Raw genomic sequence first — 14,893 nt, forward strand, 5'->3', positions numbered from 1 at the left:
GTCAGGATAGGAATCCACATCAGCATGAGACTGACGTTACAACACATTAATCGGCTAAAAGTGCTACTCCATCTGGCTGGTTTGCTACCGCTGCTGTGGCTGATATTGTCAGTCGACCAAGGGTGGTTTAGCGCTGACCCAGCCAAAGATATCCAGCATTTTACCGGCCGAATGGCGCTGAAATTGCTGCTGGCAACGCTGTTGGTCACGCCACTGGCGCGCTACGGCAAGCAGCCGCTATTGATTCGCTGCCGACGTCTCCTCGGGCTGTGGTGTTTTTTCTGGGCGACGTTACATCTGGTGAGCTATGCGCTGCTGGAATTGGGTCTGGATCATCTGGCGTTGTTGAGTAACGAGCTGATATCCCGGCCGTATTTAACGCTGGGTGTTATAAGCTGGCTGATTTTGCTGGCGCTGGCGGTGACGTCGCCACAGATCATGATGCGTAAGTTGGGATCGCAATGGCAAAAACTGCATAATTTCGTCTATTTAGTCGCCATCCTTGCGCCTATCCACTATCTTTGGTCAGTTAAAACGCTGTCCCCGCAGCCTATTTTATATGCGCTCGCGGCACTGATATTACTGCTGTTACGCTATAAGAAATTTCGTCAATGGTGGCGCTAAACGCCGCAGCAACACAGGAAAAGTCGATTGCCAGACACGGTGAGATTCACGCCTTATCACAATCCTGCGTAGGAATATCTCCGCAGATAAGACCAGTATTTAGCTGCGAATTGCCACGATATGGTTATAATGCACGACTTTAATTTCTCGGGCCGGACAAATTGCGTCATGAAAGGTGACAAACGAATAGCTTCGCGCTATTTTGTGCGACACTGTTTTTGCAATCTTGGTCAATCGCGGGAGATAGCAGCACAATGGCAGAAAATTTTCACATTTTGCTCTTGAATGGTCCAAACCTGAATCTGCTAGGTACCCGAGAGCCCGACAAGTACGGTCACACGACGTTAGCAGACATTGTCAGCGAACTGGAAACACAGGCGCAGGCATTGAACGTGAAGTTTTCCCATCTGCAATCCAATGCGGAACATGTCCTGATCGATACCATCCATCAGGCCAGAGGAAACACAGACTTCATCCTGATTAACCCGGCGGCATTTACCCACACCAGCGTTGCGCTGCGTGATGCCCTGCTGGCTGTCGCGATTCCGTTTATCGAAATTCATCTGTCCAACGTGCACGCACGCGAGCCTTTCCGTCATCATTCCTATCTTTCTGATGTTGCGGTAGGCGTGATATGTGGCCTGGGGGCAGAGGGTTATCAGTATGCTTTACAGACGGCGGTAAAACGCCTGTCAACTTCCAATTAAACAAAAGAGTACGGAACCACATCCATGGATATTCGTAAAATCAAAAAACTGATCGAACTGGTTGAAGAGTCCGGCATTGCCGAACTGGAAATTTCTGAAGGTGAAGAATCAGTACGTATCAGTCGTGCACCAGCAGCGGTTAACTACCCGATGATGCAACAGGCTTACGCTACGCCAATGATGCAGCCACAGCCAGCTCTGGCTACCGCCGTTGCACCAGCGCCAGTGGAAGCAGCTGTAGCACCGGCTGCCATCAGTGGACACATCGTTCGTTCTCCAATGGTTGGAACCTTTTACCGTACCCCAAGCCCGGACGCTAAAGCGTTTGTGGAAGTGGGTCAGCACGTCAACGTCGGCGATACCCTGTGCATCGTCGAAGCCATGAAAATGATGAACCAGATCGAAGCCGACAAATCAGGCGTGGTTAAAGCCATCCTGGTCGAAAACGGTCAGCCGGTTGAATTTGACGAGCCACTGGTTGTCATCGAATAACGAGGCTTATCATGCTAGATAAAATCGTTATCGCTAACCGCGGAGAAATTGCGCTGCGCATTTTGCGTGCCTGTAAAGAGCTGGGCATCAAAACTGTCGCCGTTCACTCCAGTGCGGATCGCGATTTGAAACACGTATTGCTGGCGGACGAAACTGTGTGTATCGGCCCGGCGCCGTCAACAAAAAGCTATCTGAATATCCCAGCGATTATTTCCGCTGCGGAAATCACGGGTGCCGTAGCAATTCACCCGGGCTATGGTTTCCTGTCTGAAAATGCTGATTTTGCCGAGCAGGTTGAACGCTCCGGCTTTATCTTCATCGGCCCACGCGCAGATACCATTCGCCTGATGGGCGATAAAGTCTCTGCAATCAGCGCGATGAAAAAAGCAGGCGTGCCTTGCGTACCGGGTTCTGATGGCCCGTTAGACAGCGACATGGACAAAAACCGTGCCTTTGCCAAGCGCATCGGCTATCCGGTCATCATCAAAGCCTCTGGCGGTGGCGGTGGTCGTGGTATGCGCGTTGTGCGTAGCGACAAAGAGCTGGAGCAATCCATCAACATGACCCGTGCGGAAGCCAAAGCGGCTTTCAACAACGATATGGTCTACATGGAAAAATACCTGGAAAATCCACGCCACGTGGAAATTCAGGTTCTGGCTGATGGTCAGGGCAATGCCATCTATCTGGCTGAGCGCGACTGCTCTATGCAACGCCGCCACCAGAAAGTGGTGGAAGAAGCACCAGCACCGGGCATTACGGACGAGCTGCGTCGCAATATCGGCGATCGCTGCGCCAAAGCCTGTATCGATATCAACTATCGCGGTGCGGGTACGTTCGAATTCCTGTACGAAAACGGTGAGTTCTACTTCATTGAAATGAACACTCGTATTCAGGTGGAGCATCCGGTAACCGAGATGATTACCGGCGTGGATCTGATCAAAGAGCAGTTGCGTATTGCTGCTGGTCAGCCGCTGTCCATCAAGCAGAAAGACGTCAAGGTTCGCGGCCATGCGGTGGAATGCCGTATCAACGCGGAAGATCCGAATACGTTCCTGCCAAGCCCGGGGAAAATTACACGTTTCCACGCACCGGGTGGCTTTGGTGTCCGTTGGGAATCCCATATCTACGCTGGTTATACCGTACCGCCGTATTACGATTCCATGATTGGCAAGCTGATCACCTACGGTGAAACCCGCGAAATCGCGATTTCCCGTATGAAGAACGCGCTGGCTGAACTGATCATCGATGGCATCAAAACCAACATCGAACTTCAGATGAAGATAATGAGCGACGAAAACTTCCAGAGAGGTGGCACTAATATCCACTATCTGGAGAAGAAACTCGGCTTGCAGTAAACGCTGCGTGATTTCAGTCGTGACTCTCTTAAAGGTCGGTGAAAGCCGGCCTTTTTCTTTTTCTGCGAATTCTTACTAGTCAATTGACCCACATCCCGTAAAATTCCCGCTTTCGTCGTCACGACGATCATAACAATACCCATGCCCTAAAATGACGGGTTGATGCTCCCTTTACGGTGGAGAAGAACATGGATACACGCTTTCCTCAGGCGCACAAAGAGGCCCGCTGGGCTTTTGGCCTGACGCTGGTTTATTTAGTGGCCTGGGCGCTTGCCGCCTATTTGCCTGACAACACTCAAGGGATAACGGGTCTGCCACACTGGTTTGAGATGGCCTGTCTGCTGCTACCGCTCGTGTTTACGCTGCTGTGCTGGCTAATGGTGCGCGTTATTTTCCGCGATATATCACTGGAGAGTGACGATGCAAATTGAAATTTTATTGCCGCTGATTGGCTATCTGCTGCTGGTTTTCGGGCTGTCGGTCTATGCGTACCGTCGCCGTCAAGCGGGTAACTTTCTTAACGAGTATTTCCTCGGTGGCCGCTCAATGGGCGGGTTTGTGCTGGCGATGACGCTCATCGGCACTTACGTTAGCGCCAGCTCTTTTATCGGCGGGCCGGGTGCCGCTTATAAATACGGGCTGGGATGGGTGCTGCTTTCCATGATTCAGCTTCCCACGATGCTGCTGTCGCTCGGGATCCTGGGGAAAAAATTCGCCATTCTGGCGCGGCGCTACAACGCCATCACGCTGAATGACATGCTGTACGCCCGCTACAACAGCCCGCTGCTGGTGTGGTTCGCTAGCATTAGCCTGCTGGTCGCGTTTATCGGTGCCATGGCCGTGCAGTTCATTGGCGGCGCGCGCCTGCTCGAAACCGCGGCAAACATTCCTTACGACATCGGCCTGCTGATTTTCGGCGTCACTATCGCGCTCTACACCACGTTTGGCGGCTTCCGCGCCAGCGTGCTCAATGACGCAATGCAGGGCATCGTGATGCTGATCGGCACCGTCATCCTGCTGGTCGGCGTGATTTATGCCGCTGGTGGTTTGCACAGCGCAGTGGATAAGCTGCAACAGATCGACCCAATGCTGGTCTCGCCGCAGGGCAGCGGCGGCATTCTGTCGATGCCGTTTATGGCTTCATTCTGGGTGCTGGTCTGCTTCGGCGTTATCGGCCTGCCGAACACCGCCGTTCGCTGTATCTCTTATCGCGACAGCAAGGCGCTGCACCGCGGGATTATCATCGGCACCATTGTCATCGGCATTCTGATGCTCGGCATGCATCTGGCCGGTGCGCTGGGTCGCGCCGTGATGCCAAATCTGACCATTCCCGATCAGGTGTTACCCGCACTGATGGTCACCGTGCTACCACCGCTGGCCGCGGGGATCTTTCTCGCCGCGCCAATGGCCGCTATCATGTCCAACATTAATGCGCATTTGCTTCAGGCTTCTGCCACGATCATCAAGGATCTGTATCTCAGCGTGCGCCCTGAGCAGATTCATAACGAGCGCCGCATCAAGATCCTGTCCAGCATGACCACGCTGCTATTGGGCCTGCTGGTGCTGCTCGCCTCCTTACGGCCACCGGATATGATCATCTGGCTGAACCTGCTGGCGTTTGGCGGACTGGAAGCGGTGTTCCTGTGGCCGCTGGTATTGGGCCTGTATTGGGAACGCGCGAATGCCGCGGGCGCGCTTAGCGCCATGTTCACCGGGGCGATTTGCTATACCTTACTGGCTAGCTTCAATCTTCAGTTGGCTGGATATCACCCGATTGTGCCATCGCTGTTACTCAGCCTGATGGCGTTTATTATTGGCAACCGCTTTGGTCATAATCCACCAGCGCCGGTTGCCGCTTCATCTTCACTTTAAATGTAATAGAGACTGCTATGCCGTGGATTCAACTAAAAATAAACACCTCAGGAAATGTTGCAGAACAACTGGGTGACGCAATGATAGAAAGCGGTGCGGTATCCGTTACGTTTCAGGATACGCACGATACGCCCGTGTTTGAGCCGCTGCCGGGCGAGACCCGCCTGTGGGGCGATACCGACGCGATTGCGCTGTACGATGCCGAAACCGACATGGACGCAGTTATCGCGATATTAGAGCAAGAACCGCTGCTGGGCGTCGGCTTTAAACACAAGATCGAACAGTTGGAAGACAAAGACTGGGAACGCGAGTGGATGGACAACTTCCACCCAATGCAGTTCGGCAAACGCCTGTGGATTTGTCCAAGCTGGCGTGACATTCCTGACCCAACTGCCGTCAACGTGATGCTCGATCCGGGTCTGGCATTTGGCACCGGTACCCATCCAACAACTTCACTGTGCCTGCAATGGCTCGATGGGCTGGATCTGGAAGGGAAAACCATCATCGATTTCGGCTGCGGTTCCGGCATTCTGGCGATTGCCGCCCTAAAACTGGGTGCAGCACGCGCTATCGGGATTGATATCGATCCGCAGGCAATTCAGGCCAGCCGTGACAACGCCCAGCGCAACGGCGTTTCTGAGCGTCTTGAGCTTTATCTGCCGAAAGACCAGCCTGCCGACCTGTCTGCCGATGTCGTCGTCGCCAACATCCTTGCTGGCCCGCTACGCGAGCTGGCACCGTTGATTAGCGATCTGCCAAAAGCTGGCGGTTATCTCGGCCTGTCCGGCGTGCTGGCGACACAGGCCGATGGCGTCGCAGAAGCCTACGCAGGCAAGTTCACACTCGATCCGGTGGCAGAACGCGAAGAGTGGTGTCGCATTACCGGCCAACGCCGCGCATCGTAATAACATTATCCCGCTAGTCCCGCCCATCGTGTACGCAACGGTGGGCGCACTTCTCTTGTTGTACCTCATTATTTATCCCCAAAAGCTGGCGTATTATGCTGGTCGGCAAGTGATCGGACACACCCGATGCCAGCACTCAAAGACGCTGTATCATGATTTTCAAGGGATGAAAAATGAAAGGTAAACTCTCTATCGCATTTATGCTGTCGGCCTGCTTTTCTGCATCGGCGGCAAATTCGGTTCACTGGGGCTACGAAGGCAACGGCGATCCGGCGCATTGGGGAAAGCTGTCCCCAGACTTCTCGCTGTGTGAAACGGGGAAAAATCAATCTCCAGTCAATATCCAGCAGGCGCTAAGCGCCCAGCACACCCCTTTACAACTAGCCTTCCTGCCAGGGACACAGCACATTATCAACAACGGGCATACCGTTCAGATTAACGTCAGTTCGGGAAATACGCTGTTGCTGGATAACGAGACATTCACCTTGCAGCAATTCCACTTTCACGCACCGAGTGAAAATGAAATTGATGGTAAACAGTTTCCGCTGGAAGGCCATTTTGTCTATAAAGACGCAAGCGGTGCGCTTACCGTTATCGCAGTGATGTTTCAGGAGGGAGCAGCCAATCCACAGTTAGCCATGGCATGGCAGCAGATTCCGGCTCACGTCGATCAGGCGGAGGAAGTGCGCGCGCCGATTGCGATTCAGGCCTTGTTACCGACGTCATTAAACTACTATCGATTCAGTGGGTCACTGACCACGCCACCGTGCTCAGAAGGCATTCGCTGGCTGGTCCTGGAGCATCCCGTCACCGCCTCTGCCAAACAAATAAATCAGTTCAGTTCGGTCATGAATCACGCCAATAATCGCCCTATACAGCCGCTTAATGGCCGAATCATCATACATTAAGCGATTCCGCGAAGCTGGTCAGAGCATTTGCCGGCCAGCCGCAGGTAAATTGGTGCCTTTTTTGCCGCATTAACCAAAGCATTTCACTGATAAAGCATTGATAGCCTATTGTATCTTCAGTAAAAATGACCGCGCTTGCAGATAAAATTCTGTAAGCAGATGAATATTTTATCGTTCAAAAAATCACCACAAAAACATAACACACTGTTAAATATGAATAATATTTTCATATACCTCTACGAACTGCATTTTCATTGATCGATAGCCGTAAATTGGTCAAAGTTTGGCCTTTCATCTGACGTAAAAAATGCGTAATATACGCGCCCTTGCAGGCACAGTATGGTCAATTTTTGTCTATGCACATTGGACAATTTCAGCTTAGTAATCGCTTGATAGCAGCCCCAATGGCTGGTATTAGCGATCGCCCATTTAGAGCACTCTGTCATGCGATGGGCGCTGGAATGACCGTGTCTGAAATGCTGTCTTCCAACCCGGAAGTCTGGCGTTCAGACAAGTCGCGTTTGCGAATGGTTCATAGCGATGAACCGGGTATCAGGGCCGTGCAGATCGCCGGTTGTGACCCCGATGAGATGGCGGCGGCAGCGAGAATCAACGCTGATTCCGGCGCGCAGATCATTGACATCAATATGGGCTGCCCGGCGAAGAAGGTGAACCGCAAGATGGCAGGATCTGCGCTGTTGCAGTATCCGGATTTGGTCAAACAGATCCTCTCTTCGGTAGTGAAAGCGGTAGACGTACCGGTAACACTGAAGATCCGTACCGGTTGGGCACCAGAGCATCGTAACTGTGTAGAAATTGCCAAACTGGCTGAAGACTGTGGCATTCAGGCGTTAACCATTCACGGACGCACCCGTGCGTGCCTGTTCAATGGTTTCGCCGAATACGACAGCATTCGGGCAGTTAAGCAGGCCGTTTCCATTCCTATTATTGCGAATGGCGACATTACAGACCCGCATAAAGCCAGAGCGGTTCTTGACTACACCGGGGCTGACGCCCTGATGATAGGACGAGCCGCTCAGGGAAGACCCTGGATCTTTCGGGAAATCCAGCATTATCTGGACACAGGGGAGTTGCTGGCACCACTACCGTTGGTAGAGGTCAAGCGCTTGTTGATCGAGCACATACGGGAATTGCACGACTTTTATGGTCCAGGCAAGGGATTTCGTATCGCTCGTAAGCACGTATCCTGGTATCTCCAGGAGCATGCCCCAAACGACCAGTTTAGGCGCACATTCAACGCCATTGAGGATGCCAGCGAGCAGCTGGAGGCGTTGAAGGCATATTTTGAAAATCTTGCGTAAACAGAAAAAGAGCTGACAGAACTATGTTCGAACAACGCGTGAATTCTGACGTACTGACCGTTTCCACTGTAAACTCTCAGGCTCAGGTAACCCAAAAACCCCTGCGCGACTCGGTTAAACAGGCACTGAAGAACTATTTTGCTCAATTGAACGGTCAGGATGTAAGTGACCTGTATGAGCTGGTACTGGCTGAAGTTGAACAGCCACTGTTGGACATGGTGATGCAATACACCCGCGGTAACCAAACCCGCGCAGCCCTGATGATGGGCATCAACCGTGGTACTCTGCGTAAGAAATTGAAAAAATACGGCATGAACTGATAACAGTTTGTATCGCATTGTTTTATAAGGCGCTCGTCAGATATGACGGGCGTTTTTTATTTAAAATGACTACACCACTGACTACACATACCCGCGAACAGTCATGAACAAAAAAGGCCGCATGAGCGACCTTAGATGATTCTATTCAAATCTCTTCTTTGCATCGGCTAAATCCACCCCATTCCGTAATTACCCGGTTCCCAGATCCACTCATGGCCACAATCTCTACATCTATAATAACGCTCTGAGGCATCCTTCCCATGCGCATTAATTTCTTTACCACCAGTAGAAACTAAATTTTCGTGCGGCGACTCCTTTCGCCCTGCATTCCCGTGTTTCTTGCATAGCTCGCATAACTCTTCATTTTTCTCGGTCATATATTTTCCTGAACTTGTTATAAGAACTGCCGTAAACTGAAAGGTAGATAGCTCAATTAACACACAATGATAAAGTATATCGATTAAAAAGTTATCTGCGCAGGCTTTCTGGTTTTCTCCACACAAAAGCACCAGATTCCATTCGTTGGCAATGACGTTTTTTTGCTGCCAATGTTGATGATATGCGAGTGCGGATCATCAGCTTGTCTTGTCCGTTAAGCTCATGCCCCTGTATACGAGCCATCTCGCCGAGAACTTTCTCAATAGATTTCTGATCCATCATGTCCCCTCACTGCTGATCTTCTGCATAAATACCCGCTGAAATAATCGCGCCACCGATTCGGCGACGGCCATATAAAATTGGCACTGGATTACCCTGTGCAATAGAGTTAACGGGGCCGCCAAATGCGTATGACGGTTTATTGTCGGGAGACTCACGCATTGATATGCCGCCCTGCATAGGCGTTAACATCTGAACAACGCCGCCAAGCATCATGGATGCGCCCATTTGCATTATCGGCACACCAATGCCTACACCACCGAAATAAGAGATAGCCCCCCCTGCGACAACTAATACGGCACCTAAAATAGTCTGAAACACCCCGGCCTTTTTACTACCGATAATGATCGGCGCAATACGGATTTCACTACTGACGTTAAAGTCCAGTTCGTCCTTAGATAAGTTCCGTTTGCCATCAAAAACGGCGTATGTCAGCCCGCGAGATTTACTGGTCAGCAGGAACTTTTCAAAACCCGGAATGATGACGCTTAACGCCTTTATTGCTTCCTGACGGCTTTCAACTGCCAGCCGATGTACGCGCCCAAACGTTGCACCCAGAACGCCATAGAGACGGATGGTTTTCAGTGGTTGATACTCAATTGCTACATTCATCGTGTGCTCTCCAGTTAAATGCCGGTAAATTCAGCAAGTCTTTGCTGCTGCTCTTCGCTCATATCAAACGCAAAATCTTCATGCTCTGCCTGCCACGTACCAAACGACATCAGAAACGCGACGGCGGGGTCTATCTTGTTGGCAGACTTCTTCTTGTTCGGCTTAATGTTGGCGTTGGCGTCGGTCTCCATCACCACATTGCTCATCGCCCACGCCAGCACCGGATCGCCGTTGTGCCGGATAACACGACGGTTAACGAATACCTCTGCGGATTTCGCTACCGGACTAAATTTAAGGTAGGTTTGCGGGAATGGCTCGACGTCCAGCCCCGCGCCCTGTAGCTGGGTGCGTAAGTGGGTAGCGTTCCAGGTATCAAAACCCACCAACGTGATCCCGAATCGCTCCGCATCCCGTAAAATGTCATCGCGGATACGGTCATAATCGATGCAATCCCCCGGCGTGGTGCGTATCCAGCCCGCTTTCGCCCACTGACGATAGATAGCCCGGTTTTTATTGGCGACGTTATGCAACTGCGCTTCAGGCAGGTAATGGCGGGTTAAAAGAAGAAGTTCCCGGCCAGCGGGAAAGGTATAGCAAACGCTGGCGATATCCCCGGTAGAAGACAGGTCAAGCCCGGCGTAGCAGTCCTGACCGTCCAGATCGCCTTCGGTGTAATCGGCCTTACAGCCCTCCCAGGCTCCTACGCCCATCCACGGCGTTGCACCCTGACACCAGACGTTAAACCGCTTGGTGAGCATTTCCACCCACTGCGACGGAATGCCCCGCGCTTTCTGGATGGTATCGGCCAGCGCCGCCGCATCGACGGACACGTTAAGATTGGGATTGGCTTTCACCCATAGCGCCGGGTCGTCTATCTCGTTTTCGTCGTCCAGTTCGTAAATCAGCGCGAACAGAGAATCATTCACCTCGTCACCGTCCAGAATCAGGCAACAATAATCATAATGTTGCTTACAGGCCGATACGACATTACTCCCGGATGTGGTGATAGCAAACAACAAGGCTTCCGGTCTGGCTCCCATACCCAATTCCAACGCCGAATACACCGCGTTATCCGGGTGAAGGTGGTACTCATCGACCACAGCAAGGCTGGGGTTTGTCCCCTCAATGGTGGAAGCCTTCGCCGCCAGCGGCTTTAACAGGCTGTTGGATTTGGGGTAAATCATCTTGTGCTGCTGCACGGTGAGACGCTTTTTCAGCGGTTTGGATAACAGGCACATCTGACGGGCGTCATCAAACACGATTCGCGCCTGATCGCGGCTCACGGCAGCGGTGTAGATATCCTGTTGGCCGTGCTCCATGACTAGAAACCAGTTAGCCAACATGGCCGCTACCGTTGATTTCGCATTCTTACGTGGCACCTGAATGTAGGCGCTGCGATACTTGCGCCGTCCGGTGGCCGCAACACGAAACCCCAGAATGTTGGCAAAGGCGAACTGCTGCCACGGCTCCAGCACAATAGGCTGGCCGCGCAACGGCCCTTTGACGTGAGGACAGAGGCGAGAAAAAGCGATAAAACGCGCTACAGCGTCCCCATCGAACGTATACAGCGGGTTATTCAGGTCAGAAAAGTACCGTTCTACGGCCTGTTTTACCCGCTTACACGCCGGAATTTCACCGCTTTTTACCGCTTCTGCGTAATCATTATAGGCGGTCAAGTTCGTCTTCCTCCTCCGTTTCTACCGGATTACGGCGACGTGATACCGGGTCAAAGCCCAGCAAAGAGGACATTTTTATAATGATTTTTTCCGCGTCAGATTTGGCTTTCAGCGCCGGGTTACTGGTTGTTGCTCCGCGTGAGCCTTCAACCGAAAACCCGCGCAGAGCAATGTCTTCAACGGCTTTGCGGTACATCGAGTAATTAACACAATACAATTCCAGGTGGTTCCAGTCGGCGGGAGTCAGATCGCCCCGTTCAGCAAGTTGTTTCGCTTTTGTCTTCCACTGCTGGACAGCAATCTCATCGAGATAAAAAGGCGGTTTCGGTGGTCGTGCCATAACTTCTTATTTCCTTTGGGCTTACTGCAATTAAAAAAAATGCCGTGCGTAAAAATTTGAGGGGGTGGTCGGTTCCTAGCGAACAAGGTTTTGTCCTGAAAACGCCCCCCACCCCGTCAACGGTTGCGAAACGCCTCCCGAATCTCCCGATCCCGTTCGGTGGTGCGTCGTGGCGTATGCTGGCCTGTTGCCTTGTCTTTGCACTCCCTGAACTGGTCACGGCTGCGCCTCAAGCCGGCCATCATCTGATTGATCTCCTGCTCAGTCATGGCCTACCTCATACATCCAGTCATTACGCTGTGCTGCCCGCGCCTCCTGCTCCTGGTACATCCCTGCTTTACGGTTAGCCTTGGTGATCGGGTCTGATTGCGTGGTCTTGCGGTTGTGATGGGTCTGGCATAATCCCTGGTGATTCCAAACTGGCCAGAACAACACATCACTTTCGCCCTCTATCGGGATGATGTGATCCACGATGGTGGCAGGGGTATACACACCATCCTTGAGGCAGTGAGCACACAGCGGATTAGCACCGAGGAAGTGGCGGCGATATTCTCCCCATCGATTGGAGTAGCCTCGTTCGGTTCGGGTGCCACGTCTGCTGTCGCTTTGGCGGCGGGCTTCCCGCTTATGCTGGTCACACTTGCCTGACTTCACACGCACGTTACAGCCTGGCTCGGTACAGCGGCGTAAAGGTTGATAGGGCATCAGTACACCCCCGGATCACGATAGACTGACCACAATGCAGAAATAGCCAGCGGGACTTCTTTTACCTCTACATCGCTAAGAGTGGCGCGGTATTCATAAAGCTGGGAAACGTACATCATGCAACCCACCTTAATGGCAGGATTAAATTCCAACCCATCATCAAAGCGTTTACCGATATGTTTCTGACACACCTCCAGCGACGCAGCGATATAGCCTTGAATCAGCACATCTTCGTCATCAGCATCAATACGACAATGTAGCTTTGCTTCTGCCAGCGTAATCATTTCAGTCACGTTTCACCCCTCCCTTACACAGCAACTCAAGACGGGTAAAGGCTTCATCAGGAATCGCTGACACGATGTTGTAGGCCATCGCCTCACGGCCTTTCTGCTGCCAGATAAGACGGTTGGCGCTGGTCACATCAGCCCGGTAACGCATCCAAACACGAAAGCTCACCTCTGCCATTTCTGCACCCGCTGATATCAACTCACGCCCGTTAATGCCGGTTACCTGCGCCCATACCGTAGCTACATCACGCCACGTCTTGATAGGCTGACCGCTCGAATCACGGATTGTGGTGAAATGTTGGATCGTCACCCGGTGACGTAATCCGCCTGCTCTCACGGTTTCACCTCCTGTTTCACCTTCACTTCCTGTTTCCATGCCTGGCTGAACTCGTCGCCTCCTTCGCGTGGTGGCATCCCTTCACGCTCTCGCGCTTCATTCGGACACATCACCCCGGACTTGATCGCCGTTTCATAGCTGGTGAAGCGCTCTTGCGGATTAGCACGTAGCAGATCGGCAGAATCGAATTCCACCTGATAGCGAATGCCGGGAATACGGGGCGTGATTAACAGCGCGGACTTGATTTGCTGCTCAAAGTTGGTCAGCCAGGGGCGCATGGTCATGGTGAGAAAGGCGCGGCTTGCTTCGCTGAAATTGCTGTAGGTACTGTTGGAATATTCCTGTAGGAAGATAGGCGACACGTTGAACATGCGGGCAATATCTTCAATCGTGAAACGACGGGACGCCAACCACTCCGCATCCTGATTACTCATGCCTAACTGCTCGTACTCCATGTCACCTTCAAGGATGGGGGTTTTCCCGGCATTACGCGCCCCTTTATAGCGCTCCAGCGCGTCCATTGCTTTTTTACCATTCGCGCTGTCCAGCCAGCCTTTAGCCTTGATAATGCCGGACGCCATCATGCCATCTTTCATAATGCTGGCACCGTGGCGCTGTTGGGCGATACCCAGCCCCAGCGTTTCCCGGCAAATGGTGACGGGAGAACGGCCAAGAAAACCGTCATCGGTGGCATAGCGCAGGTGTAACACTTCTTCCTGAAGGTAAGTTCGCACTTCCCCGCTGAATGGCTCAGTAATAGTGTAGGTAAACCGATGCGGCTTGATGCGCTCCGCCACTACCGCATGAGGAGGATAAGGATGCAGGGATTTTGGCTGACCATCGCGCCCCCACTCAATCACGGCGTAGGCGTTACCATTCAGCAGGCAATGGCGCATCATGGTGCGTTTGAACTGGTAGGCCGTCTGGCAATCGTTAGGCGCTTCATTCAGCAGATAATCAACCGGATGGGTATGCAACCATTCCCGCGCTTCCCGGCCATTATCATTCGCTACCCGATACAGGTAACAAGGCATAGAAGCCACAGCCTCACTGATTACCGCCACGGCATTCATGACCGCAGGCAGGGACTCCGCTGTACCGGGGGAAACGTATTCGCCTGATCCGGTATTGGGAATCCCTGCCATCGCTAGGAACTCATCGATAGTCATGCTGCGCTGTTCTGTTTTACTGCGATTGAAAGGCCACATATCACAACCCCGCCAGTTCAGCCCAGCGGCGACGGTTATCATCGGTGCGGCGTAATTCAGGGTATTGGGCAAACAGGGAACGCTGTGCAATCTCTACGCCGCTTTCGGGGTAGGCGGGCATACTGGTGACGGTGATTTCACGCAGTTCGGCGGCTGTCACAGTACGCACGTAAGGCGCTGGCGTGATATCCCATGACTCTTTAAGCGCCCGGAAGCCAAAGCTCATACCGGAAATATCACCACGCTCCACCAGCGTTAACACATCGCGGCCTAGCTGTGTATCCGGTGGGGTAAGCTCAAAGCGTAGCCCGATATTGTCTTCCGTCAGTACCAGCGTACCGGACTTGCGACGGCCAAGCAGTTGGGTGTAATCATGCTCAAACAGCGCCCGCACATCGTTACCAGAAGCCAGACTTCCCGCAAATGCCCCCGGCGCGAACTGCTCCACAAATTCATCCCAGATAACCTCTGACAAGCTGTTCCAGCGCACGGCGTAACCCACCAGCTTTTTCTCGCTGGCGGTCACTTCTGAGGTGCGGACTTCAAACTCAATATTTTTCATGTCG

The 14,893-nt window shown here is 52.5% G+C and carries 20 protein-coding genes; 10 read left to right on the forward strand and 10 right to left on the reverse strand.

The window, feature by feature from the left end:
• Positions 1-24: 24 nt before the first annotated feature.
• From msrQ to fis, 10 genes are all read left to right on the forward strand, one after another.
• Positions 25-624 (forward strand): protein-methionine-sulfoxide reductase heme-binding subunit MsrQ, encoded by a 600-nt coding sequence (gene msrQ, locus KP22_RS15385; RefSeq protein WP_039303985.1) that lies wholly within the window; start codon positions 25-27, stop codon positions 622-624.
• 254 nt (positions 625-878) lie between these two features.
• Positions 879-1,331, forward strand: a complete 453-nt coding sequence (gene aroQ, locus KP22_RS15390; protein ID WP_039325103.1) for a type II 3-dehydroquinate dehydratase — start codon at positions 879-881, stop codon at positions 1,329-1,331.
• 24 nt (positions 1,332-1,355) lie between these two features.
• Positions 1,356-1,823 carry an acetyl-CoA carboxylase biotin carboxyl carrier protein gene (gene accB / locus KP22_RS15395; RefSeq protein WP_039303978.1) on the forward strand — a complete coding sequence of 156 codons (468 nt, stop codon included), beginning with the start codon at positions 1,356-1,358 and terminating at the stop codon, positions 1,821-1,823.
• A gap of 11 nt (positions 1,824-1,834) precedes the next feature.
• Positions 1,835-3,178, forward strand: a complete 1,344-nt coding sequence (accC, locus tag KP22_RS15400; RefSeq protein ID WP_039303975.1) for an acetyl-CoA carboxylase biotin carboxylase subunit — start codon at positions 1,835-1,837, stop codon at positions 3,176-3,178.
• A gap of 188 nt (positions 3,179-3,366) precedes the next feature.
• A complete protein-coding gene (locus KP22_RS15405) occupies positions 3,367-3,609 on the forward strand; it encodes a YhdT family protein (RefSeq protein WP_005975355.1) in 243 nt (80 codons plus the stop codon).
• Complete coding sequence (gene panF / locus KP22_RS15410; RefSeq protein ID WP_014913828.1) at positions 3,599-5,050, forward strand: sodium/pantothenate symporter; 1,452 nt, start codon at positions 3,599-3,601, stop codon at positions 5,048-5,050. Before KP22_RS15405 ends, panF begins: the two co-directional genes overlap by 11 nt.
• A gap of 17 nt (positions 5,051-5,067) precedes the next feature.
• On the forward strand, positions 5,068-5,955 hold the full coding sequence (gene prmA, locus KP22_RS15415; RefSeq protein ID WP_039325104.1) for a 50S ribosomal protein L11 methyltransferase: 888 nt from the start codon (positions 5,068-5,070) through the stop codon (positions 5,953-5,955).
• Positions 5,956-6,128: 173 nt separating this feature from the next.
• The gene (locus tag KP22_RS15420; RefSeq protein ID WP_039325105.1) at positions 6,129-6,863 is read left to right on the forward strand and encodes a carbonic anhydrase; all 735 of its coding nucleotides are present in this window, start codon (positions 6,129-6,131) and stop codon (positions 6,861-6,863) included.
• A gap of 356 nt (positions 6,864-7,219) precedes the next feature.
• A complete protein-coding gene (dusB, locus tag KP22_RS15425; protein ID WP_039303963.1) occupies positions 7,220-8,185 on the forward strand; it encodes a tRNA dihydrouridine synthase DusB in 966 nt (321 codons plus the stop codon).
• A 23-nt stretch (positions 8,186-8,208) separates the two neighbouring features.
• The gene (fis, locus tag KP22_RS15430; RefSeq protein WP_005975342.1) at positions 8,209-8,505 is read left to right on the forward strand and encodes a DNA-binding transcriptional regulator Fis; all 297 of its coding nucleotides are present in this window, start codon (positions 8,209-8,211) and stop codon (positions 8,503-8,505) included.
• 468 nt (positions 8,506-8,973) lie between these two features.
• Here the strand turns inward: fis and KP22_RS15440 are convergent, their stop codons facing one another.
• From KP22_RS15440 to KP22_RS15480, 10 genes are all read right to left on the reverse strand, one after another.
• On the reverse strand, positions 8,974-9,165 hold the full coding sequence (locus KP22_RS15440) for a hypothetical protein (RefSeq protein ID WP_039325109.1): 192 nt from the start codon (positions 9,163-9,165) through the stop codon (positions 8,974-8,976).
• Positions 9,166-9,171: 6 nt separating this feature from the next.
• Positions 9,172-9,774, reverse strand: coding sequence for a tail assembly protein (locus tag KP22_RS15445; protein WP_039325111.1), 603 nt, complete (start codon positions 9,772-9,774; stop codon positions 9,172-9,174).
• 14 nt (positions 9,775-9,788) lie between these two features.
• Positions 9,789-11,450, reverse strand: a complete 1,662-nt coding sequence (locus tag KP22_RS15450) for a terminase large subunit (RefSeq protein ID WP_039325113.1) — start codon at positions 11,448-11,450, stop codon at positions 9,789-9,791.
• Entirely contained in the window at positions 11,437-11,790 is a 354-nt protein-coding gene (locus KP22_RS15455; RefSeq protein ID WP_039325115.1) for a phage terminase small subunit P27 family, read from the reverse strand. Before KP22_RS15455 ends, KP22_RS15450 begins: the two co-directional genes overlap by 14 nt.
• 116 nt (positions 11,791-11,906) lie before the next feature.
• Positions 11,907-12,059 (reverse strand): hypothetical protein, encoded by a 153-nt coding sequence (locus KP22_RS22550; RefSeq protein ID WP_162940866.1) that lies wholly within the window; start codon positions 12,057-12,059, stop codon positions 11,907-11,909.
• The gene (locus KP22_RS15460; protein ID WP_039325117.1) at positions 12,052-12,495 is read right to left on the reverse strand and encodes an HNH endonuclease signature motif containing protein; all 444 of its coding nucleotides are present in this window, start codon (positions 12,493-12,495) and stop codon (positions 12,052-12,054) included. Before KP22_RS15460 ends, KP22_RS22550 begins: the two co-directional genes overlap by 8 nt.
• The gene (locus KP22_RS15465; RefSeq protein ID WP_039325119.1) at positions 12,495-12,788 is read right to left on the reverse strand and encodes a head-tail connector protein; all 294 of its coding nucleotides are present in this window, start codon (positions 12,786-12,788) and stop codon (positions 12,495-12,497) included. Before KP22_RS15465 ends, KP22_RS15460 begins: the two co-directional genes overlap by 1 nt.
• Positions 12,781-13,119, reverse strand: coding sequence for a phage head closure protein (locus tag KP22_RS15470; RefSeq protein ID WP_039325122.1), 339 nt, complete (start codon positions 13,117-13,119; stop codon positions 12,781-12,783). The genes KP22_RS15465 and KP22_RS15470 overlap by 8 nt, the downstream gene beginning before the upstream one ends.
• Positions 13,116-14,369: a phage portal protein gene (locus tag KP22_RS15475; RefSeq protein WP_052012540.1), complete on the reverse strand. Its 1,254-nt coding sequence runs from the start codon at positions 14,367-14,369 to the stop codon at positions 13,116-13,118. Before KP22_RS15475 ends, KP22_RS15470 begins: the two co-directional genes overlap by 4 nt.
• The gene (locus KP22_RS15480) at positions 14,329-14,889 is read right to left on the reverse strand and encodes an HK97 family phage prohead protease (RefSeq protein ID WP_039325126.1); all 561 of its coding nucleotides are present in this window, start codon (positions 14,887-14,889) and stop codon (positions 14,329-14,331) included. The genes KP22_RS15475 and KP22_RS15480 overlap by 41 nt, the downstream gene beginning before the upstream one ends.
• Positions 14,890-14,893 lie beyond the last annotated feature (4 nt).

It is taken from the genome of Pectobacterium betavasculorum, from assembly GCF_000749845.1.
In the GTDB taxonomy this organism is placed as follows: domain Bacteria; phylum Pseudomonadota; class Gammaproteobacteria; order Enterobacterales; family Enterobacteriaceae; genus Pectobacterium; species Pectobacterium betavasculorum.